General features: G+C 61.8%; 21 protein-coding genes and 1 pseudogene. 9 read left to right on the forward strand and 13 right to left on the reverse strand.

Features of this window, described 5'->3' with window-relative positions:
- Positions 1-329: 329 nt before the first annotated feature.
- From glyS to AC1DJO_RS08245, 3 genes are all read left to right on the forward strand, one after another.
- Positions 330-2,525 (forward strand): glycine--tRNA ligase subunit beta, encoded by a 2,196-nt coding sequence (gene glyS / locus AC1DJO_RS08235; protein ID WP_477969809.1) that lies wholly within the window; start codon positions 330-332, stop codon positions 2,523-2,525.
- A 111-nt stretch (positions 2,526-2,636) separates the two neighbouring features.
- Entirely contained in the window at positions 2,637-3,542 is a 906-nt protein-coding gene (locus AC1DJO_RS08240) for a hypothetical protein (RefSeq protein ID WP_477969811.1), read from the forward strand.
- 70 nt (positions 3,543-3,612) lie between these two features.
- Positions 3,613-3,990 (forward strand): cupin domain-containing protein, encoded by a 378-nt coding sequence (locus AC1DJO_RS08245; protein WP_477969813.1) that lies wholly within the window; start codon positions 3,613-3,615, stop codon positions 3,988-3,990.
- A 37-nt stretch (positions 3,991-4,027) separates the two neighbouring features.
- Here AC1DJO_RS08245 and AC1DJO_RS08250 read toward each other — a convergent pair whose 3' ends face one another.
- Positions 4,028-4,240: a tautomerase family protein gene (locus AC1DJO_RS08250; protein WP_477969815.1), complete on the reverse strand. Its 213-nt coding sequence runs from the start codon at positions 4,238-4,240 to the stop codon at positions 4,028-4,030.
- Between the two features lie 96 nt (positions 4,241-4,336).
- Here AC1DJO_RS08250 and AC1DJO_RS08255 point away from each other — a divergent pair, with 96 nt between their 5' ends.
- Positions 4,337-5,251, forward strand: coding sequence for a LysR family transcriptional regulator (locus AC1DJO_RS08255; RefSeq protein WP_477969817.1), 915 nt, complete (start codon positions 4,337-4,339; stop codon positions 5,249-5,251).
- A gap of 84 nt (positions 5,252-5,335) precedes the next feature.
- Here the strand turns inward: AC1DJO_RS08255 and AC1DJO_RS08260 are convergent, their stop codons facing one another.
- The 4 genes from AC1DJO_RS08260 to purD all read right to left on the reverse strand — a co-directional run bounded on the left by AC1DJO_RS08260 (position 5,336) and on the right by purD (position 11,437).
- Entirely contained in the window at positions 5,336-7,159 is a 1,824-nt protein-coding gene (locus AC1DJO_RS08260) for a methyl-accepting chemotaxis protein (RefSeq protein WP_477969819.1), read from the reverse strand.
- 267 nt (positions 7,160-7,426) lie between these two features.
- Complete coding sequence (locus AC1DJO_RS08265) at positions 7,427-9,244, reverse strand: methyl-accepting chemotaxis protein (RefSeq protein WP_112537125.1); 1,818 nt, start codon at positions 9,242-9,244, stop codon at positions 7,427-7,429.
- Between the two features lie 345 nt (positions 9,245-9,589).
- The gene (locus AC1DJO_RS08270) at positions 9,590-10,057 is read right to left on the reverse strand and encodes a plant virulence effector HPE1-like domain-containing protein (RefSeq protein ID WP_112386505.1); all 468 of its coding nucleotides are present in this window, start codon (positions 10,055-10,057) and stop codon (positions 9,590-9,592) included.
- Between the two features lie 108 nt (positions 10,058-10,165).
- Positions 10,166-11,437, reverse strand: coding sequence for a phosphoribosylamine--glycine ligase (gene purD / locus AC1DJO_RS08275; protein ID WP_477969821.1), 1,272 nt, complete (start codon positions 11,435-11,437; stop codon positions 10,166-10,168).
- A gap of 95 nt (positions 11,438-11,532) precedes the next feature.
- Here purD and AC1DJO_RS08280 point away from each other — a divergent pair.
- Positions 11,533-11,649 (forward strand): annotated as a pseudogene (locus AC1DJO_RS08280) (endonuclease domain-containing protein); the annotation flags it as partial.
- Between the two features lie 22 nt (positions 11,650-11,671).
- On the opposite strand, the gene AC1DJO_RS08285 reads toward AC1DJO_RS08280, so the two are convergent.
- From AC1DJO_RS08285 to AC1DJO_RS08300, 4 genes are all read right to left on the reverse strand, one after another.
- Positions 11,672-13,606: a DUF2207 domain-containing protein gene (locus AC1DJO_RS08285; protein ID WP_477969823.1), complete on the reverse strand. Its 1,935-nt coding sequence runs from the start codon at positions 13,604-13,606 to the stop codon at positions 11,672-11,674.
- Positions 13,607-13,646: 40 nt separating this feature from the next.
- Complete coding sequence (gene aroA / locus AC1DJO_RS08290) at positions 13,647-14,909, reverse strand: 3-phosphoshikimate 1-carboxyvinyltransferase (protein ID WP_477969825.1); 1,263 nt, start codon at positions 14,907-14,909, stop codon at positions 13,647-13,649.
- A gap of 74 nt (positions 14,910-14,983) precedes the next feature.
- Positions 14,984-15,535 (reverse strand): LemA family protein, encoded by a 552-nt coding sequence (locus AC1DJO_RS08295; RefSeq protein WP_477969827.1) that lies wholly within the window; start codon positions 15,533-15,535, stop codon positions 14,984-14,986.
- A gap of 106 nt (positions 15,536-15,641) precedes the next feature.
- Positions 15,642-16,601, reverse strand: a complete 960-nt coding sequence (locus AC1DJO_RS08300) for a glycine--tRNA ligase subunit alpha (protein WP_112390529.1) — start codon at positions 16,599-16,601, stop codon at positions 15,642-15,644.
- A 102-nt stretch (positions 16,602-16,703) separates the two neighbouring features.
- Between AC1DJO_RS08300 and AC1DJO_RS08305 the strand changes: the two genes are divergently transcribed.
- Complete coding sequence (locus AC1DJO_RS08305; protein WP_477969829.1) at positions 16,704-16,976, forward strand: ribbon-helix-helix domain-containing protein; 273 nt, start codon at positions 16,704-16,706, stop codon at positions 16,974-16,976.
- Positions 16,973-17,233: a type II toxin-antitoxin system RelE/ParE family toxin gene (locus AC1DJO_RS08310; RefSeq protein WP_477969831.1), complete on the forward strand. Its 261-nt coding sequence runs from the start codon at positions 16,973-16,975 to the stop codon at positions 17,231-17,233. The genes AC1DJO_RS08305 and AC1DJO_RS08310 overlap by 4 nt, the downstream gene beginning before the upstream one ends.
- Before the next feature lie 64 nt (positions 17,234-17,297).
- Here the strand turns inward: AC1DJO_RS08310 and AC1DJO_RS08315 are convergent, their stop codons facing one another.
- The gene (locus AC1DJO_RS08315; protein WP_112390532.1) at positions 17,298-17,489 is read right to left on the reverse strand and encodes a hypothetical protein; all 192 of its coding nucleotides are present in this window, start codon (positions 17,487-17,489) and stop codon (positions 17,298-17,300) included.
- A 21-nt stretch (positions 17,490-17,510) separates the two neighbouring features.
- Positions 17,511-18,371 (reverse strand): S49 family peptidase, encoded by an 861-nt coding sequence (locus tag AC1DJO_RS08320; RefSeq protein WP_112538088.1) that lies wholly within the window; start codon positions 18,369-18,371, stop codon positions 17,511-17,513.
- A 187-nt stretch (positions 18,372-18,558) separates the two neighbouring features.
- Between AC1DJO_RS08320 and AC1DJO_RS08325 the strand changes: the two genes are divergently transcribed.
- A complete protein-coding gene (locus AC1DJO_RS08325) occupies positions 18,559-19,899 on the forward strand; it encodes an Nramp family divalent metal transporter (protein ID WP_477969834.1) in 1,341 nt (446 codons plus the stop codon).
- Here the strand turns inward: AC1DJO_RS08325 and AC1DJO_RS08330 are convergent.
- Complete coding sequence (locus AC1DJO_RS08330) at positions 19,896-20,672, reverse strand: tRNA1(Val) (adenine(37)-N6)-methyltransferase (protein ID WP_477969836.1); 777 nt, start codon at positions 20,670-20,672, stop codon at positions 19,896-19,898. The genes AC1DJO_RS08325 and AC1DJO_RS08330 overlap by 4 nt on opposite strands.
- 4 nt (positions 20,673-20,676) lie before the next feature.
- Positions 20,677-20,904, reverse strand: a complete 228-nt coding sequence (locus AC1DJO_RS08335) for a putative signal transducing protein (RefSeq protein WP_112390537.1) — start codon at positions 20,902-20,904, stop codon at positions 20,677-20,679.
- Between the two features lie 108 nt (positions 20,905-21,012).
- Here AC1DJO_RS08335 and AC1DJO_RS08340 point away from each other — a divergent pair, with 108 nt between their 5' ends.
- Entirely contained in the window at positions 21,013-22,029 is a 1,017-nt protein-coding gene (locus tag AC1DJO_RS08340; protein WP_112390538.1) for a polyprenyl synthetase family protein, read from the forward strand.
- Positions 22,030-22,076 lie beyond the last annotated feature (47 nt).

Consider the following 22,076-nt stretch of genomic DNA (forward strand, 5'->3'; position numbering starts at 1 on the left):
TGCCCGAGGGCGGTTTCCACAGCGGAAAGGCGACGTCAGCGTTTGTGGCCACCCCCTCTGCCCTGCCGGGCATCTCCCCCACAAGGAGGGAGATCGACTCGTTGCGCGCATCTCCCCAAACAATCAAGGTCGGAACGAGCGGGCGCGCCCAGCCAATCTCCCCACCTGTGGGGGAGATGCCCGGCAGGGCAGAGGGGGGCATCCACGGCACAACGTAGCGAAATGCCCCACCACGCGGCGTTTTTGCGGTTGTGCAGATGCGGCATTCTTTGGTAGCAGAGGCGACCGTTTTGGACCGTCCCGGACCCGGTGACGCAAGGAAAAGTGACATGCCTGATCTGCTTCTAGAACTCCGCTCCGAGGAAATTCCGGCCCGTCTGCAGCGCAAGGCTGCCGGCGACCTGAAGAAGCTCGTTACCGATGCGCTTGTCGAAGCCGGTCTTTCCTATGAAGGTGCGCGCGAATACTGGACGCCGCGCCGCCTGACGCTCGATATCCGCGGCCTGACGGCGCGCTCGGCCGATGTGCGCGAGGAGAAGAAGGGCCCGCGCACCGACGCCAATGAAAAGGCTATCGAAGGCTTTTTGCGCAGCGCCGGGCTATCCTCGATTTCCGAGGCGCAGGTGCAGAACGATCCGAAGAAGGGCGATTTCTACGTTGCCGTCATTTCGCGCCCGGGCCGCGACGCCGAAGAGATCATCGCCGGCGTGATGCCCGGCATCATCCGCGACTTCCCCTGGCCGAAGCCGATGCGCTGGGGCAAGGCGTCGGCCAAGCCCGGCTCGCTGCGCTGGGTGCGCCCGCTGCAGTCGATCGTCTGCACCTTCGGCACCGAGCACGAAGAAACCACGGTCATCCCCTTCGAGATCGAAGGCATCGTCGCTTCGAACATCACCTATGGCCACCGCTTCCATGCGCCTGAGGCCATCACCGTCCGGCGCTTCGACGATTACGTCGCCAATCTGGAGAAGGCCAAGGTCATTCTCGATGCCGAGCGCCGCAAGGAGATCATCGCGTCGGATGCCGACAATCTGGCCTTTGCCAGTGGTCTTGAGCTGGTCGAGGATGAAAGCCTACTGGAAGAGGTTTCCGGCCTCGTCGAATGGCCGCAGGTGCTGATGGGCGCCTTCGAGGAAGACTATCTGTCGATCCCCTCCGAGATCATTCGCCTGACGATCAAGACGAACCAGAAGTGTTTCGTCACCCGCAAACAGGGTGAGGAGACGCTTTCGAACAAGTTCATCCTCATCTCGAACATCCAGGCGACCGACGGCGGCAAGGAAATCATCCACGGCAACGGCAAGGTCGTGCGTGCCCGCCTCTCCGATGCGCTGCATTTCTGGAAGCGCGACCAGGGCAACCTGCCCGATCTAGAAACGCTGGAAGCCTCGGCCAAGGCGTTTGGCCTCGACCTGAAGAAGCCGCTCGACCAGCGCATGGCGAAGCTCGATGCACTCAACGTCACCTTCCAGGCAAAGCTTGGGACGCAGGGCGAGCGGGTGCAGCGCATGCGGGCGATGGCTGCGAAGATCGCCTTTCCGCTCAGCGCCGACCACAAGCTCGTCGACCGGGCAGTCGTGCTCGCCAAGGCGGATCTGCGCACCGAAGCCGTCGGCGAGTTCCCGGAACTGCAGGGCGTCATGGGCCGCAAATATGCGGTGCTGCAGGGCGAAGACAGCGCTGTTTCGACCGCTATCGAGGACCACTACAAGCCGCAGGGCCCGTCCGACCGTGTGCCTGAAGACAAGATCGCCATCAGCGTGGCGCTGGCCGACAAGCTCGACACGCTGATCGGCTTCTGGGCGGTCGATGAGAAGCCGACCGGCTCCAAGGACCCGTTCGCGCTGCGCCGCGCCGCACTCGGCGTCATCCGCATCATTCTGGAGCGGAACGTCCGCCTGACGCTGCTGCCGCGCATCGTCAGCCATATGGGCCGGATCGATGACGACATCGCCGACAAGGCCGGCGTACCGAGGGCTGAGCAAGGCGTGGACCTGTCGCGTCAGCTCGACCTGCTGTCGTTCTTCCACGATCGCCTCAAGGTCTATCTGCGCGATCAGGGCGCGCGTTATGACCTGATCGATGCCGTGCTGACGCCGGAGACGGACGACATGTTGATGGTTGCCCGCCGCGTCGAGGCGCTGACCGCCTTCATCACCTCCGAGGACGGCAAGAACCTCTTGGCCGGCACCAAACGCGCTACCCAGCTGCTCGCCGCCGAAGAGAAGAAGGGCACCGTCGTTGCCGACGGTGTCTCGGAAGCGCTCTTGAAGCTCGATGCCGAGAAGGAACTCCATGCGGCCGTCGCCCATGCCTCCGCCGAGGCTTCGGCTGCGATCGTCAACGAGGACTTCCGCTCGGCGATGGCCGCGCTGTCGAAGCTGCGCGCCCCTGTCGACCGGTTCTTCGAGGACGTGCTTGTTAACGACGAGGACGCGGCGGTCCGCGCCAACCGTCTGGCGCTGCTGCGCCTGATCCGCGAGGCGACCGGCACCGTGGCCGATTTCTCGAAGATTGCCGGATAGCCAGGTATCGAGCCGTCATCCTCGGGCCTGTCCCGATGATCTACCGAGCGAACCGGATCGTGAAACTGCAGATCCTCGGGACAAGCCCGAGGATGACGTTGGGAGAGACGGGTGAAGGCCTACAATATCGAAGTCCTCCCGCAATCGGTTTCGGAGGAAGGGCCGCGCGGCGGTGGCTGGTGTTTCGGCCTGCCGCCTGGAATCGTCGAGGAACAGTGGCCGCTGGATGCCAATACCGGCTATCCGCTGCAGCATGGCTTCACGCTGCTGCTGCCGCCTGAATATCGCGGCTTCGGGGCCGATATCGTTGCCCTCTCCTTCTTCGGCAGCGCCCATGACGAAGACGAGGGGCGTATCGCCGAGATCGCGGCGCTGATTGCCGATCCTGATGCCGGCGAGCCTAGCGATAGCGATCTCTATCCCTTCTGGATGAGCGAGCGGCTTCGCCATCCGCGCCTTCACCGGATGGCGGATTTCCTCGGGCGCTCGCATGCGGTGATCCTGCTGACCGAAGCGGAATTCAACGCGCCCTTCTGCCAGCCGCCGCGTCTCCGGCCCAACGCATACCGTGACCGCATCCGGCGCCCCGAATGGCTGCAGCGCGGCACTGCTGCGGTCTATCTCGACGATCAGACGGAGAATTACGGGCTGCTGCAGATGCTCGGCGACACCGAGCATGCCGACCTCGCCTATAATCGTGCCCTCGACATCACGCCGCGCGGCGAAGACCCGAATGCCGGTATCGCGCCGCGCGACGAGTGGGCGGCGGCCGAAACGGGATACCAAGCCTTCTATTACTGGGAAGGCGACGAGGTCGAGGAAGAGAATTACCGCGAGCATGCCTGGGCGGCGGATCACCTGCCCGATCACATCGGCGGCTCGATGCGCCCGGCGCAGAACATCCCCGATATCAGCCCTTATTACATCGAGTTCGAAGAATATCTCGGCGGCTTCAATTTCGGTGGCGGCAATGCCTGGCTCGACCTGCAGACGCTGACATTCGACTGGGCGCAGTAAACGCCGGCACAAACGTTCAAGACCGCGCCACCGCCCCGATCTACCACTGCCCGGCAAGATGGAGATCGAAATGGCCGAGACCAAGACATACACCGCTATCAATTTCGCCGAGAAGCTCACGAAATTCAGCGACCAATGGCAGCCGCGGGTGATTGCGGAACTCAACGACTACCAGTTCAAGATCGTCCGCATCGAGGGTGATTTCATCTGGCACGATCATCCGACGACCGACGAGGCGTTCATCGTGCTTGAGGGCGTTCTCCGGATCGATTTTCCCGATGGCGCGGTGTCGATCGGCCCCGGCGAGATGTATGTCGTGCCGAAGGGCATCAAGCATAAGCCCTATGCCGCTTCCGAGGTGAAGATGCTGCTGATCGAGCCGCGCGGCACGCTGAACACCGGCGAGGAAGGCGGCGAGCGGACGGCGAAGAGCGACCTCTGGATTTGAGAAGGGTGGCTGGCGGCAACCCGCCAGCCTCGCTGCGCTACTGCCGCTCCTTCTGCATCTTGGCGATGGTGAAGGTTTCGTCGGCGCGGCCGTAGCCGCCGTCGACAACTTCATCGACGAGAACCATCGTATAGGCACGGACGCCTTCGCCGAAATATCCGACGAAAATGGCTGTGGTTTTGTGGATGAGGTCTTCCTTCTGCTCGGCGCTCATGGTGCCCTGCGGGACCTTGAAATTGGCGAATGGCATGGTCGTCTCTCTGATTGGGTGGTTGGAATGACCAGAGGCTATGCCGGGTGCCGCCATACTTGAAATCGATAGTCGATATATGCATTCATCCATGGCATGGATTTACACGGCATCGATCTCAACCTGCTTGTCGCCTTCGACGCGCTGATACAGGAACGCAGCGTCACCAAGGCAGGCATCCGCATCGGGCGGACGCAGCCGGCAATGAGCGCGGCGCTCTCGCGTCTGAGAGCGCTGTTTCAGGATGAGCTGTTCGTGCGCGGGCCGGACGGGCTGCAGCCGACCCCGCGGGCGGCCGATCTGGCGGGGCCACTGCAGCAGGCGCTGGCGGAAATCCAGAAGACGCTTGATTTCACCCAGAGCTTCGAACCTGCGGCATCGACGCTGACCTTCACGCTCGGGCTCTCCGATCACCCGGCGTTCGTCCTCCTACCGCAATTGATGCAGCAGCTTACCGCAAGCGCGCCCGGCATCACGCTGCAGGTCAGGAATTTCAGCGCCCGCGATGATGCGGTGGACATGCTGGATTCCGGGGAAGCGGATGTGACCATCGGCGTTCCCTCGGCATCGGCAGGGCGGATCCTGACACAGCCGCTTTTCGAAGAGCGGTTCGTCTGCATATTGCGCAAGGATCATCCGCTGGCGAAGGCGCCGCTCGATCTCGAGACCTTCCTGAGCCTAGGGCACCTGCTGGTGTCGCCTGAGAACGACCGTTTCGGTCATGTCGATATGGCTCTCGCCAAGCAGGGTCTGAAGCGGCGCTTGGCACTGACCCTGCCGCATATGTATGCGGCGCCGCTGCTGGTCGCCCGGTCGGACATGATCGCGACATTGATGGAAGGTGTCGTCGATGCCTCCGGCCAGGCGGACAATCTGATCGCCCGGGGGCCGCCTCTCGATCTGGCGCCCGTGCCCTTCGTCATGTCCTGGCACCGGCGAAATGACACGCATCCGGCGCAGCGCTGGTTTCGCGCGGTCATTGCCGCCCTGCCCGTTGCGGCTGGCAGCTGATCGTAGCGAGAGAACGAGCACGGCCACCGGATTGCTCCGGCGGCCGCTAATGCTGGTCTTGATGAAAAGGTCTGTAATAAAAACTCAGGCTGCGCGGCGGTGGTGAACCGCCGGTGCGGCGTGCGCGACATTGCCGACGCGGAAGCCGCGGATCAGATCGAGCAACTCGTCGGTGTCGGCGGCCAGCGTTTCAGCCGATGCTGTAGTCTCTTCCGCCATCGCTGCGTTCTGCTGCGTTGCCGCATCCAGCTGGTTCATCGAGGACGAGATCGAGCGCAGCGTGGTATCCTGTTCGGAGGCGCTGTGGGCGATCTTGGCGACGATTTCGTTTGCGGCCTTGATCTGATCGGAGATGCGCTTCAGGGCTTCGCCTGCTTCGCCGACAAGGCGGACGCCCTGGTCGACCTGACTGGAGGAGCGGGCGATCTGATCCTTGATCTCCTTGGCGGCAGCGGCGGAACGTTGGGCCAGTTCGCGAACTTCCTGAGCGACGACCGCAAAGCCCTTACCGGATTCACCGGCGCGTGCCGCTTCAACACCGGCGTTGAGAGCCAGCAGGTTGGTCTGGAAGGCGATCTCGTCGATGACGCCGATGATCTTGCCGATTTCATCCGACGACTTCTCGATGCCGCTCATGGCGGTGATCGCTTCGGTGACCACGGCATCGCTGCGCGAGGCTTCGGTGCTGACTTCGCGGACGCGCTGGCTGGCTTCGTGGGCGCCCTCGGCCGTCTGGCGGACGGCAACGGTGAGCTCGTCGAGAGCAGCCGAGGTTTCTTCCAGGCTGGCTGCCTGACGCTCGGTGCGCTGCGACAGTTCGTTCGATGCGCGGCGGATTTCTTCCTTGCTGACACCGATGTCGCTGCCCTTGGTGCTGACCTTCGCCATGGCGGCTTCGAGGTGTGACAGGGCGTCGTTGAAATTGTCGCGCAGGGCTGCGTATTTCTGGCCGATATCGGCGCAACGGACGGTCAGGTCGCCACGGGCGATCTGTTCCAGCGCTTGGCCGATGGTGGTGACGACGCGGGCCTGAACCGACGCTTCGTCCTGCTGACCGCGCAGGTTGGTCTCGCGCTCCGTTTCGAGCGCCAGTGCCTGAACCGCTTCGCGTTCGGCCATGGCATGACGTTCGCGCACCTTTTCCTGCAGCGACTGCGTCGCCTTGGCCATCATGCCGATCTCGTTATTCATGCCGGTGTGCGGAATGGCAATCGACACATTCTCGTTGGCAACGGCCTCAAGAGCCTGATGGACATCCTTCAGCGGCAGCGAAATGCCGCGGATGACCAGATAGGCCGCAACGATGGCGAGAAGCGAAAGGATCAGGCTGCCGGAGAGAGCGCTGAGGATCTTGTCATTCACCTGGGCGTCGAGGTCATCCATATAGACGCCGGTGACGACCACCACCTTCCAGGGATCGAAAGCCAGCGCATAGGCCGTCTTGCGGAAATCGCCTGCCGGCTGACCGGGCTTGGCGGTCGAATAGTATTCGACAAGGCCGCCGCCCTGCTGGCCGAGCTTTACCAGCTCTTCGCGATAGAGCTTGCCCTTGCTGTCCGGCTGACCCTTGTTGATCTGCCCAACCTTCGAGGCGTCGTAGTGGAACATCATCTGGATGTCGTAGCTATAGCCGAAGAAATAGCCATCCGGATCGTATTTCATGGCGTTGAGCGTGGCGTAAGCCTGCTTCTGGGCGTCTTCCAGCTTCATCTCGCCGGCATCGACCTTCGCCTGGTATTGTTTGAGGACGGAAACGCCCGACTGGACCTCCGACCGGAGCATGTCATAACGCTCCTTGTAAATCGCATTGACCGAGGACCGGACCTGCAGAGTGGTTGCGATCGCAAAGGCGACCATCAATCCGGTAACCAGCAAAATCAGTTGTTTTGAAATCTTCAGCTTTTTCATGGTGCCCCACAGCGGAAAGGACGAAAGGGTTCCGGCGCGGTCTGATACCGCTTGTGCGAGCGAGTCCGTGAAGACCGCTTATACCGCTGCTTAAGAACATGCTGCGGCCGGCAAGAGGACAATGGCATAAAAACGACTAAAAAAGCCTTAAAAAGTAAGCCGACCTAACAATAAAATCATTTAAAATCATATAGTTATGCAAAATCACCGGGCAAATGCCCGGTGATTTCAGATCATCTGTTATCGCGTGTTTTGGAGCGCGGGAAATCAGGCCGCGCGGCGTGTGCGGACCATGTCCTGCTGGCTATTTCCGATGCGGAAGCCACGGATCAGGCCGAGCAGTTCGTCGGTATCGGCAGCGAGTGTTTCAGCCGAAGCGGTGGTCTCTTCGGCCATCGCTGCGTTCTGCTGCGTTGCAGCATCGAGCTGGTTCATCGAGGAGGAGATCGAGCGCAGCGTGGAGTCCTGTTCGGAAGCGCTGTGAGCGATCTTGGCGACGATTTCGTTGGCCGACTTGATCTGATCGGAGATGCGCTTCAGGGCTTCACCTGCCTCGCCGACCAGACGGACGCCCTGGTCGACCTGGCTGGAGGAGCGGGCGATCTGATCCTTGATCTCCTTGGCTGCAGCGGCAGAGCGCTGGGCCAGTTCGCGGACTTCCTGAGCGACGACCGCAAAGCCCTTACCGGATTCACCGGCGCGTGCCGCTTCGACACCGGCGTTCAGAGCCAGCAGGTTGGTCTGGAAGGCGATTTCGTCGATGACGCCGATGATCTTGCCGATTTCGTCGGAAGACTTTTCGATGCCGCTCATGGCGCTGATCGCTTCGGTGACAACCGCGTCGCTGCGGCTGGCTTCGGTGCTGACAGCGTGAACCCGCTTGCTGGCTTCATGCGCGCCTTCCGCCGTCTGGCGGACAGCGACCGTGAGCTCGTCGAGAGCAGCCGAGGTTTCTTCCAGGCTGGCAGCCTGACGCTCAGTGCGCTGCGACAGTTCACCGGATGCACGGCGGATTTCTTCCTTCGCCATGCCGATATCGCCGCCCTTGGCACTGACCTTGGCCATGGCCGCCTCGAGGTGCGAGAGAGCCTCGTTGAAGTTGTCGCGCAGGGCTGCGTATTTCTGGCCGATGTCGCCGCAACGAACGGTCAGGTCACCCTGAGCGATCTGTTCCAGCGCCTGGCCGATGGTGGTGACGACACGGGTCTGTGCGAGAGCTTCATCGCGCTGGCTGCGCTGGTTGCTTTCGCGCTCACTCTCGAGCTCAAGCTGCTGAACCGCTTCGCGCTCTGTCATGGCATGACGTTCGCGAACCTTTTCCTGCAGTGACCGTGTGGCGCGGGCCATCATGCCGACTTCGTTGTTGAGTTCGGTATGCGGGATCTTTGCATCGACGCGCTCGTTGGCAACGGCCTCAAGTGCTTCGTGGACATCCTTGAGCGGCCTGGAAATGCCGCGGATGAAGTAGAACGCGGCGCCGATGCCGGCCAGGAAGACGATGCCGCAGGCAATGAAGGCCTTCCACAGCGTCGCGTCGATCTGCGCCTGCAGGTCATCGAAATAGACGCCGCAGCCGACGACCAGCTGCCAGGGATCGAAGGCCTTGGAATAGGCGCCCTTCAGGAACACTTCCGTCTCGGGCTGCCCGGGCTTGCTCCAGAAATAGATCGTCTCGCCGCCGCCGGCCTTGCCCTTTTCGACCATTTCCTTGCTGAAATGGGTGCCGCGCTTGTCGACCTGGCCGCTCATGTCCTTGCCGATATTGACCGGGCTTGGATGGAAGCGCTGGAAGACGTTGTAGTCGAAGCCGAAGAGATAGCCGTTCGGGTCGAACTTGACCTTGGAGAGAACCTTGAACGCCTCGGCCTGGGCGGCCTCATGCGTCATCTCGCCTGCCTTCTCACGCTCATAATAGGTGTTCAGGATGGAGATGCCAGACTCGACCTGCGTACGCAGCAGATCGAAGCGGTCTTCGTAGATGGATTGCGACGTTGTGCGGATCTGGAAATAGGTGGCAACCGCAAAGGCCGCCATGAGGACACCGACAAGAGCAAAAAGCTGATGGGCAATTTTAAGCTTTTTCATAATTGTCTCGCGAAAGTGGTGAAATTTATAAAACACCGGATCGGGAAACTCCCGTCCTTTGCACGTGTCACCACGCACTTTCAGCAAGCGCAATCATGCTCGCTCCGGCCTCCGGTGGCTAGAATTATGGTGAATGGTTAAACGATGCCTTAACGATATCGGCGCGCGGAACGGTCAATTATGAGTCCCGTTTTTTCGCATAAGCGCATGCGTTGTATGCGTAATTTATCATTCAATCAAAATAAAGAATGCGCCCCTGCTTCTCTCAGGAGCGCATTCAATCCGCGCTAAGCGGACCCCAGCGATCAAACCTTGACCGGGTCAGGGGCAGGGAACTTTTTGCTGCTACATGCGCAGCTTGAAGGAGGAAATGTCCAACGGCGCGGTTTGTTCCGTCTCTGCCGTCATACCTGCCGTGGCTGGCTTGGCGTCGAGGCCGATGACCGAGGTCGTGGCGGTAGGATCGATGCCTTCTGCGGGCGTGGCACTCTTGTCGAAAGCCTGCAGGACTTCGGGCGTTGCCTTGGTGACGAAGACCACGGGCGATCCGCCCATCCAGCCTTCGGTGCGGTAGAGCTTCTTTTCGCCGCCGACATCGCGCAGTTCACTGGCCTGCAGCGAACCGGACGCCAGGGTCGGAACGGTGTAATCCTTCTTGCGTTCGGTGACGGCAAGCGGCGGGCAGCTGGTGCAGGTTTCCTTGAGAATGCTGCCATTGCCTTCAGGCGCGGTTGGCTTGATGACATCGATGGACGATGCCATTGCCGAACCGGCGATAAGCGCGATTGCCGCACCGAGGATGAACTGACGCATGAACGCTACTCCGTCTGACTATGAACAGGAGAATAGCGCGTCTTTATTTCCATCCGGTCAGGGGAAAGGGTAAAAATTTAGCGAACTGACCCGATTTCGGGCCAGCTCTTAAGTATTTTCGCGCTCGACTGCGCGCCAGCCGATATCACGGCGGCAAAAACCATTGTCCCACTCGACCTGATCGAGCAGCGCATAGGCATGGCGCTTGGCATCGCTGACGCTGGTGCCCGTTGCCGTGACGTTGAGTACGCGGCCACCGGTGGCAACCAGCTGGCCGTCCTTCAGCGCCGTGCCGGCATGGAAGACCTTGGCCCCCTCGCCCGCTTCCGGGATTGAGGCGATCGGCGTGTTCTTGTCATAGGAACCCGGATAGCCCTTCGAGGCCATCACAACCGTGAGCGCCGGATCGTCGCTCCATTCGGCACTTGCCTGATCCAGCGTGCCGTCGGCGCAGGCCAGCAGCAACGGCAGCAGATCGCTCTTCAGGCGCATCATCAGCACCTGGCATTCCGGATCGCCGAAACGGACGTTGTATTCGATCAATTCCGGGCCCTTGGCGGTGATCATCAGGCCGGCGAAGAAGACGCCCTGGAACGGATAGCCGCTTTCGGCCATGCCGCGCATGGTTGGCTCGATGATTTCCTTCATCGTGCGCTCGACCATCTCTTCGGTCATCACAGGTGCCGGAGAATAGGCACCCATGCCGCCGGTATTGATGCCGGTATCGCCCTCGCCGACGCGCTTGTGATCCTGTGCCGTTGCCAGCGCCAGCGCATGCTTGCCATCCGAGAGGCAGAAGAAGCTGGCTTCCTCGCCATCGAGATAGGCCTCAACTACGACTTCGGCACCGGCAGCACCGAAAGCACCTTCGAAACAGTCGTCGACGGCGGCAAGCGCCTCATCGACGGTCATCGCCACGGTAACGCCCTTGCCTGCCGCCAGACCATCGGCCTTGACGACGATCGGGGCGCCCTGCTCACGGATATAGGCCTTGGCCTTGGGCGCATTGTTGAAGCGCTGATAGGCGCCGGTCGGTATATCGTAGCGGGCGCAGATATCCTTGGTGAAACCCTTGGAACCCTCGAGCTGCGCAGCCGCCCCGGACGGGCCGAAAACCTTGAAACCGGCAGCGCGGAGCGTATCGGCCAATCCGGCGACCAGGGGTGCTTCGGGGCCAACGACGACGAAATCGATCGCCTTGTCGCGGCAGAAGGCGATGACCGCGTCCTGGTCTTCGGTATTGATGGGAGCGAGGACCGCGTGCTCGGCAATGCCGGGATTGCCGGGTGCCGCATGGAGTTCCGTCAGCAGTGGCGATTGCGCCAGCTTCCAGGCGAGAGCATGCTCGCGGCCGCCCGAACCGATCAACAGAACCTTCATGCGCGATCCCTTTCCGTTTTCCGCTTGGCGGTTAAGCGGAGCGGGGCGAAAGGTCAAGTGTTGGGGTGATTAATAGGCTCCTATGTGCCGTGTAGCCCCCTCATCCGCCCTTCGGGCACCTTCTCCCCGCTGGGGAGAAGGGGAGTTGCCGCAACGTTGCCGATCCCTTCTCCCCTCGGGGAGAAGGTGCCCGAAGGGCGGATGAGGGGGCCACGCGGTAGAACCTAAACGACTCTACCACCCTCCCCCACCACCGCCGCCTCCGCCGCCACCGGACGAGCCGCCACCGCCGGAGAAGCCCGAGGACGAGCTCGAAGGCGGTGGGCTCGGGATGGTCGAGGCAATGGTGGAGGCCATCGACGACGAGAAGCCGCCGATGCGATCCGAAAAACTGCCGCTGTTGAAATTGCCGGAATACCAGGTGGGCGCATAGGCGGCGGCAGCACCGGCTGCGGCGGCGGCCAGCCAGGTCTCGAAGGTCCGGCTCCAGGGCTTTTCGACCCCGAGCGCCACCGCATAGGGCAAGAGCTTTTCGAAATGCTGCGGCGACATTTCCGGCACGCCCGCCATGTTCATCCGGTCTTTCTCGGCGAGCGTCAGATACTGCCGGAGACCATCGATGCCATCCATCATCTTGGCGCCGAGCATGGTCGGGGCGCCCATAATGAAGACGTAGAGCATGTTGAGGAAGACGATGCCGCCGACGGCGAAGAGCATCGGCGTTTCGTGAAGCTCCATCAGCGACGAGAAGAGAGCCAGCGCCAACGACGAAACGATGCTGAAGCCGATGAAACCGCCGATGCCGATCGCCACGACCGACATGATCTTCGAGCCGAGCGAATGGCCGCGCCGGAAAGATTTTGCGAAACCGGCGACGAAGAGCGAGAGGAAGGCGACGACGGCGATCGGGATGATCATCAGCGCGATCGTATCCGGCTGCAGCGAGCCGAAGACGAAGAGGATGATCAGTACCGCGACGCTGAGCACGACGCCGCCCGTCACGTAACCGGTATTGGCGTTGTAATATTTACCGCGATGTTCGCGCTCGATCGCCGAGCGGAAATTCTGGCCGACGGATTTCACCCGCTCGCCATTGGCCTTGTCGATGGTGAGCGATCCGCGGCTGCCGACGGCGTTCAGCAGGCTCGCCTCGCCCGCCTCGAATTTTTGGCCGACATTAGGCTTGTCGGTGCGACGGATGACGATCGATTGCTTGAGATCCTCAAGCACGACGAAGCCGCGCACCGCAAGGTTCAACGCACTCGCCGACAGCGCCGTCCAGCCCTGGCCGGAGAAGCCCTTGTTATCGATGTAGTTCACCAACGCAGGCGAGATATTGTCAGGCGCATCCCAGCGCGGCACGACGACACCGCGGGCCGGATCGCGCCCGACCCTCAGCCAGGAGCGGGTGTAATAGAGGAAGACCAGGATGAGGCCGCCGAAGCCGATGAAGTAATCGCGGTTATCCTTCAGCCACCACATGTTCTGATCGGATTCGCTCGGCGGATCGATGGCGCCCTTGGGAAACTTGACGGCGATCGTCAGTCCCTCCTCGGCGTTCAGCGGCTGCGTCGTGGAAAAGACCGGGCGCCTGCTGGTGCCGGAGACGCGAGCATTCTTGTCCTTGGCGCCGAGCGGGCCGGTGAAAACATTTGTATCGGTGGCGCTGACGCCATCAGGCAGATTGACCGTCGCGGTGGCGGCCATGATCGGAAAGATCCAGCCGTTACCGGTGACGTTCCAATAGAGTTCGTCATGATCGGCGAAATAGCGGATCTGCCGGTTCGTGCGGTACGTGAAGACATATTGATGGCGGCCGGGCGAAAGCATCACGTCTTCCGAACCGGCATAGATGCGGATGCCGCCGGAGATCGATTCGGTCTTCCAGGGCTCGTCATTGCCGTCACGGGTCACCGAGACGACGTCGAAATCGACGCTACGGAGGCGGCCATTCTCATCGGTGAAGGTCAGCGGGAAATCGCGGAAGATGCCGCGGCGGATGCGATTGCCTTCGGCATTGACGGTGATGGTCTCGGCCACCGTCATCGCCCCGCTCTTTTCGAGCCGGATATCGGAATTGAAGGAGGAGATGATCTCCGCGCCGAGTGCCGTGCGCACCGTCAGCGCCATCAACAACGCCAGGCACACGCCCAAAGACCGCAGGATCATTCCACCCCTCCCCGATCGCGGCGGATGCCGCTTTGCTATCTCAACTTTCGTTGGCGTAGGTAACGCCGAGTGCTGCCAGCATGCGCCAATAGGCGGGAACCGTCTTGCCGACGCAATCCGGATCCAGAATGGTGATGCCGTCGATCTTCAGCCCGGCCAGCGCGAAGCTCATGGCGATGCGATGATCGGCGAAGGTATCGATCGACGCCGGCAGGTGCTGACCGGCAAGCTTCGGATCGGCATTGACGATCAGGTCGTCGCCTTCCTCGCGTGCCAGACCGGCTCGGATCTGCGTCAGACCGGTCGATAGCGCGCGGATACGATCGCATTCCTTGACGCGCAGATTGGCGATGCCGACGAAGCGGACCGGCGTATTGTTGAAGGCCGCGAGAACGGCGAGCGTCGGCACCGCATCCTGCATCTGCGAGCCGTCGATCTCGGCCGGCAGGTTCGGGAACGTTGCGATCACGTCGTAGGCCTTGGCATCCGGCTGCGTGAAGGCGGCATTGGGAACGCCGAGATCGATCTTGCCCGAGGTCAGCACTTCGGCGGCCCAGAAATAGGTCGCGGCCGAGGCGTCCGGCTCGATGACGTAGTCGGCGGCGGTGTAGCCGGTCGGCTCGACGTGCCAGGTGACGTCGCTGGTCTTCTCGACCTTGGCGCCGAAGGCGCGCATGGCCGAGGTCGTGAGGTCGATATAGCCAACGGCGCCGATATCCTCGCCGAGCAGCTCGATCGTGACGGGCTTGTCGCCGCCCGCCGCCATCATCAAGAGGGCCGAGACATACTGGCTGGACAGACCGCCATCGATCTCGATGCGGGTAGCATCGAACGTGCCGGTGCCGTTGACGGTCACCGGCGGGCAACCCGTTGCCGTGCTGGCATCGATGCCGAGCGTGCGCAGCGCATCGACCAGCGGGCCGATCGGCCGCTTGCGCATGTGCTGGTCGCCATCGACGACAACAGTGCCATCGACGAGCGCGGCGGCAGCCGTCAGAAAGCGGGTGGCGGTTCCGGCGTTGCCGAGAAACAGCGGTTCCTTCGGCGCCAGCAGCTTGCCGTTGCCAGTGACGACGAAGCTGGTGTCATCGGGCTCGTCGATCTGAACACCCATGGCGCGCAGGGCTTCGGCCATATAACGGGTATCGTCGCTTTTCAGCGCGCCGGTCAGCCGGCTGGTACCCTTGGCAAGACCGGCAAGCAGCAGCGCCCGGTTGGTGATCGACTTGGAACCGGGAGGCACCGCGCGGCCTTCGAGCGGCGCCTTGACCGGGATGATGGTGAGTTTCTTGTCTGTACCCATGACGATTGTATTCCGTCCATTACGCTTAAGCCGTGACCGGCCTGCTCATAGCAGCTTTTGCGCAAAGACAAACGTCAGAATTTGACCGTCGGGACGGCGCGATCGGCCTCGTTGGTGATCTCGAAGTATTCCTTCTTCTGGAAACCGAACTGACCGGCAACCAGATTGGAGGGGAAGCTCTCGACCTTGACGTTCAGATCACGCGCGGCACCGTTATAGTAGCGGCGGGCCATCTGGATTTCGCTTTCCATCGTCTCCAGCGAGGTCTGCAGCTCGGCGAAATTCGTGTTCGCCTCCAGATCCGGATAGGCTTCGGCAAGCGCGATAACCCGGCCGAGCGCTGCCCCGAGCAACCCTTCCGCCTGCGCCCTGCCGGCGACATCGCCTGCGGGAACCGCCTGCGCCTTGTTACGCAGCGCGACGACCTCTTCCAGCGTGCTCTTTTCGTGGGTGGCGTAGCCCTTGACCGTCTCGATCAGGTTCGGGATCAGATCGGCACGGCGCTTCAGTTGCACATCGATGCCGGACCAAGCTTCTTCGGCCATCTGCCGGGCGCGGACGAGGCCATTATAGATGAAAATGGCATAGAGGGCGATCAGGACGATCAGGCCAAGTATTATGTACATCAAGAATCCCCCGCAACGGAAATAGAGTTGCGGGGAGACTATGCATGTTGCGAAGAATTGTCATCCGGGAACTCACGCGCGATCGTGAGCTCCCCAAAGCGGTGATTTACGCGGCGTCTTTCGCTAGGTTCACGCCACCGGCATCCGTCAGCAGAAACGCCTCGCCGCAGGCCTTGGCCAGCGTGCGGACGCGCAGGATGTAGCCTTGGCGTTCGGTGACCGAGATCACGCCGCGGGCGTCGAGCAGGTTGAAGACGTGAGACGCCTTGATGCACTGATCGTAGGCCGGGAAGACGCATTTGTGGAGGCGGTGATTGTCGCTGTCGCCGGGCGCGCCGGCGGCGAGAAGCGCCTGGCATTCCTTTTCGGCATCGATGAAGTGGCGATGCAGCATCTCGGTATTGGCGAATTCGAAATTGTGGCGGGAATATTCCTGCTCGGCCTGCAGGAAGACGTCGCCATAGCTGATCTTCTCGTCGCCATCGCGGCCGTTGAAGTTCAGGTCGTAGACGTTGTCGACGCCTTGGACATACATGGCGAGACGTTCGAGACCATAGGTCAGCTCGCCCGCGACCGGCGAGCATTCGAGGCCGCAAACCTGCTGGAAATAGGTGAACTGCGAGACTTCCATGCCGTCGCACCAGCACTCCCAGCCGAGACCCCAGGCGCCCAGCGTCGGGCTTTCCCAGTCGTCCTCGACGAAACGGATATCGTGCAGCAGCGGATCGAGGCCGATCGCGGCCAGCGAGCCGAGATAAAGCTCCTGCAGGTTCGGCGGGTTCGGCTTCAGGATGACCTGATACTGGTAGTAGTGCTGCAGGCGGTTCGGGTTTTCACCGTAGCGGCCATCGGACGGGCGGCGCGACGGCTGCACATAGGCGGCCTTCCACGGCTTCGGGCCGAGCGCGCGCAGCGTGGTTGCCGGATGGAAGGTACCGGCGCCGACTTCCATGTCGTAGGGCTGCAAGACCGCACAACCCTTGTCCGCCCAGTAATTATGCAGGGTGAGGATCAGCGCCTGGAAGGAGCGCTTGGGGTTCATATGGTCGGGGATCGATGCAGACATTAGAAGTCACCGGTTGCTTATTTTGCCGGGACAGGTGCCACGGCGGGGGACAAGGGTCAATAGATAACGTATGATCGCAATGGTTTCGAACGGATGCAGGCCATGAACGTCAAGACGACCGTGACGCTATCGGATGAAGACCTTCGCTTTGCAGAAGAACTCGTGGAAGCGGGACGCTTTCCGAGCGTCTCGGATGTGATCGGCGAAGGGCTCGCCCGGCTGCGGCTGGAGGAGAGCGACAGCGATCCGGTTGCCGGGATGGCGGATGAGATCCGGCGGCGGATGGAATTGCCGCGGGATCAGTTTATCAACATGGAGGACGACGATCTTTTCGAGCGCGTCCGCAAGCGTCTCAACTCCAGGCCTGCGCGATGAGCGAGCGTTACCGCCTGCGGTATCATCCAGGCGCGAGCGACGACCTCTTCAATATTTTCACACTGATCGAGGACTATGCTGGAACGCAGATTGCGAACCGCAAGCTTTCTGAAATCGAGCGGGTGACCAAGGGACTGACCGACTTCCCGCACAAGGCCTCGCCGCGAGACGAAGTGCAGCCCGGCCTTCGCGTTTTCCCGCTGCCGAAAAGGCGGTCATCTGCTTTACGGTTGACGATGCGGACAAGTCCGTCTTGATCCTGGCAGTCGGCTATGCCGGCTCGGATTGGGCCGCACGCGTCAAAGAGAGACGCTAGCGCGCCTACTCCTCCTCCCGCTTCACCCGGTATTCTCCCGTCACCGGGTCCTTCACCAGCGTGCCGACAGCGCCCGTCTGGCGTTCCTTTTCCGCCCGGCGGGATTTTTCCTGCAGGCGCTGGGCGTCGGAAATAAAGCGGCGGTAGAGCCACCAGCCGGCGCATATCAGGATGATAATAGTAAAAAGCTGCGCCATTGCCCCCTCGTTCGCCCCTTCTTATAGTCCGAACCGGCTCCACAATGCCTTTTCTTCGGCTGCTTCGACAAGTCCCGTCGCGAGACCGGATGCCGCACCATCGAGCGACATGCTGGAGATGCCGGGAACGCGGCGGCCGAAGAGACCGCGGGCGGCGGTGACGAGTTCCAGCTTGGTCTTGTGGCCGTAGCGCTTCTTCAGCTCCTGCCGCATGTCACCAAGGCCGTCGATCAGACCGAGTTCGAGGCCGCGCGTGCCGGTCCAGAACAGGCCGGAAAAGACGGTCTCGTCATCCTTCAGCTTGCCGGCGCGGCGCTCTCGCACCATCGCGATGAAGACCTGATGGATCTCGAGCTGCAGGGTCTTCAGGTACTCGATGTCCTTTTCCTTCTCCGGCTGGAAGGGATCGAGGATCACCTTGTTCTCGCCGGCGGTATAGACGCGGCGCTCGACACCGATCTTCTTCAGGAGTTCCGGAAAGCCGAAACCACCGGAGACGACGCCGATCGAGCCGACGATGGAGGTCGGGTCGGCGATGATCTCGTCACCCGCCAGCGCGATCATGTAGCCGCCGGAGGCCGCGACATCCTCGACGAAAACAAGCACCTTCTTCTGCTTCTCGCGGGCGAGCTCGCGGATGCGGGTGAAGATGAGACGCGACTGGACCGGCGAGCCGCCCGGCGAATTGATCGAGATCGCGACAGCCGGTGCATCCTTGACGGAGAAAGCCTTTTCCAGCATCGGCGCGACCGAGGCCAGATTGAGTGCCGGGCGGAACTGATTGCCGCCGCTCATGATGGCGCCCTGGAGCCTGACGACGGGAATAACCACCCCTTCCTTTCGGAAGCGCTTCGGCATCAGCTTTCTCAAAAATCCGGCCATTTCAAATCCTTCTTCGCGTTTCGGCGTCGCAATCCATGTATGCAGCGGAACGGCAAACGCAATGGGTGCGTTCCGAAAAGACCCGGAATGCAGGCGAATGACCGTTGTTGCGATTTCCTGTTGCGAATGACTTGCATTATCATTCTAATCGGTCATAGTGCGAGAATAGGAAACAGGTGGAAATGACATGGATGTTTTGAATCCGCAGAGAAAAGGCGGCTGGCGGTTCGACCGCGAGGAGGCTTCGCTCTCCGACGTCTATCGCAGCGTCAACACGAGACGCGACGGATCGAAACTCCGCAGGATCGCCGCCTTCGCCGGTCCGGGCTACATGGTCGCGGTCGGCTATATGGACCCCGGCAACTGGGCGACGTCGCTCGCCGGCGGCTCAAAGTTCGGCTATGCGCTGCTGACGGTGGCGCTGCTGTCGAACCTGATGGCGATCGTGCTGCAATCGCTTTGCGCGCGTCTTGCCATCGCTTCCGGCCGCGATCTGGCGCAGGCCTGCCGCGATGCGTTTCCGAAGTGGGTTTCCATTCCACTCTGGGCATTCGCGGAAATCGCCATCATCGCCACCGATATTGCCGAGGTGATCGGCACAGCGATCGGCCTCAACCTGATCTTCGGCGTGCCGCTGGAACTCGGCGTGCTGATCACCGCGCTCGACGTCTTCCTCATTCTCTATCTGCAGAAAATGGGCTTCCGCTGGGTCGAGGCCTTCATCATCACCCTGCTCGGCGTCATTGCCGTCTGCTTCGGCGTACAGATCCTGCTCGCCGATCCGCAGTGGGGCGCCGTGCTGACCGGCTTCTTCCCCACCACCGAGATCGTCACCAATCCGGAGATGCTCTATCTGGCGCTCGGCATTCTCGGCGCCACGGTGATGCCGCATAATCTCTACCTGCATTCCGGCATCGTGCAGACCCGCGACTTCGGCCACACGCTGCCGGAGAAGCGCGAGGCGCTGACCTTCGCAACGATCGACTCGACAGTTGCGCTGTGTTTCGCGCTGCTGATCAATGCCTCGATCCTGATCCTGGCCGCCGCCGCCTTCAATGCCAACGGGCAGACTGACGTGGTGGAACTCGGCGAAGCGCATTCGCTGCTCGCGCCGCTGCTCGGTCTTGCGATTGCCCCGACGCTGTTCGGTATCGCCCTGCTCTGCTGCGGCCTGAATTCGACGGTGACGGCAACGCTTGCGGGCCAGATCGTCATGGAAGGCTTCATCAAGATGAAGGTGCAGCCATGGGTGCGCCGTCTCATCACCCGGGCGATCGCCATCATCCCGGCCGCCTTCGTCACCATCTGGTACGGCGATGCGGGGACGGCGGAACTGCTGATCCTGACGCAGGTGGTGCTCAGCCTGCAGCTCTCCTTCGCTGTCTTCCCGTTGGTGATGTTCACCGCCAGCAAGGCGAAGATGGGCGAACTCGTGGCGCCCCGCTGGCTCTCGGCGATCGCCTATCTGATCGCCGTCGTCATCGCCGGGCTGAACGTCAAGCTGCTGCTGGACTTCGTGATCGCCTAAAGCCGCTCATAGGCCGCGCGGCCATTGTTGAAATCATCGACGAGAGGGGAGAACTTGTGGCTCCCCTGTTCGTGCATGATGAGCGGCGCGCGCAGCGACAGCCGCGCCCGCGAACCCTTGATCGCGGTCACCAGGATGCGGACCGCGTTTTCGCCCTGGCGCGGATGGATGGCGGTGATCTCGATGCCGCCGAAGCGGCGGCCGCAGGCGGCGATGATCTCGGCGATCGATTCCGGGCGGGCGATCAGCGACAACTGGCCGCCGGGGATCATGATGGCGCCGGCGGTGCGGATCCAGCTTTCGAACAGGCCTGATGTCATCGCATGCGCTTCCGCCTTCAGGGCATCCGGCGTCTTGCGGTCGCCTGCATCGTTGAAGGGCGGGTTCATGATGACGTGGTGAAAGACCTCGTCGAGCAGCCCGGCGTCGTTGCGGGCCTTGGCGGTCAGCGTCACATCGGCTTCGACCACAGAGACACGGCCCGCCATATGGGCATTGTCGGGCAGCGCCATGCTGCGCCTCGCATAATCGGCCATCTCGGACGAACGCTCGAACAGCACGGCTTGCGCCTTCGGCAGTCTCGACGCAACCGCAAGACCGGCCGCACCGGCGCCCGCGCCGAGATCGGCGACCTTGATAATCCTGTCGTCGGCAACCAGAGCGGCGAGCAGCATGGCATCCATGCCCGAGCGGTGCCCCCGGCCCTTCGGCTGGACGATATGGAAGCCGCCGCGATGGAAGGCATCGATCGTTTCGGAAACCGCTGGCGTCATCGGCTCACTTTTCCGCGCGCAGCTCGTCGGCCAGACCGGCATCGGTGAGGATGCGGCGGGCCTGGGCGGCGCGCTCGTCGTCAACCAGCAGGCGGCGCGGCAGCATGCCGAGCGAACCTTCCAGAATGCTCATGCCCTGATCGGCCACGAAGCAGTGAATTCCGGCGTCCTTTAACAGGCTCTCCGCAAAAGAGAGCAGGACGGGATCGTTGGCGCGGATAAGTTCATGCATTTGCGGTCAATTCCGTTTCAAATTTGCGCTACGCGACAATTCACCCCTTGCCGCTTCTCCCGCCCCTTTCTATTGTCGAACTCAATGAGTGAACAGGAGTCCGGGTCGTTGGGCGTGGTCATACCGCTTGAAGAAAGCAAAAACAAACTGGCATCCGTCAAGCCGCTGGTCGATTTGACAAAGGCGGATATGGATCGGGTGAATCAGCTTATCCTTTCGAAGGCCGGTTCCGACGTACAGATGATCCCGGAGGTTGCCAACCACCTGATCTCCTCCGGCGGCAAGCGTCTGCGCCCGATGCTGACGCTCGCATCGTCCTGCCTGTTCGGCTACAAGGGCGAAAACCACATCAAGCTCGCGACCTCGGTCGAATTCATGCACACGGCAACGCTCTTGCATGACGACGTGGTGGACGAAAGCGATCTGCGCCGCGGCAAGTCCACGGCCCGCACCATCTGGGGCAACCAAGCCAGCGTTCTGGTCGGCGACTTCCTGCTCGGCCAGGCTTTCCGCATGATGGTCGATGTCGGCTCGCTCGATGCGCTCGACGTTCTCTCCTCGGCTGCCTGCGTCATCGCCGAGGGCGAAGTGCTGCAGCTTTCCGTCGCCAAGAACATGGAAACCACCGAGGACGACTATCTCTCGGTCATCCGCGCCAAGACGGCGGCTCTCTTTGCCGCTGCCGCCGAAGTCGGCCCGATCGTGGCCGAAGCCGGCAAGTCCGGCCGCAACGCGATGAAGTCCTACGGCATGAATCTCGGCCTCGCCTTCCAGCTGGTCGATGACGCGCTGGATTACGGCGGCAAGGCTGCCGATCTCGGCAAGAATGTCGGTGACGATTTCCGCGAGGGCAAGATCACCCTCCCTGTTATCCTCGCCTACCGCCGCGGCACGCAGGAAGAGCGCGCCTTCTGGCGCGATGCGATCGAGGGCGGCAACAGCACCGATGCGAACCTCGAAAAGGCACTCGGCCTGATCACCAAATATGGCACGCTGAACGATACGATCGCCCGGGCGGTCCACTATGGCACGATCGCGCGCGACGCCTTGGCGCCGCTTCCGGATACGCCATGGAAATCGGCCATGATGGAAGTCATCGACTTCTGCATCGAGCGCGTCAACTAATCAAAGGTCTTTGATCGCGGGCTGATTTTGTTGCAGGGCCGCTTCAA

Source organism: Rhizobium sp. 05N430 (assembly GCF_056396985.1).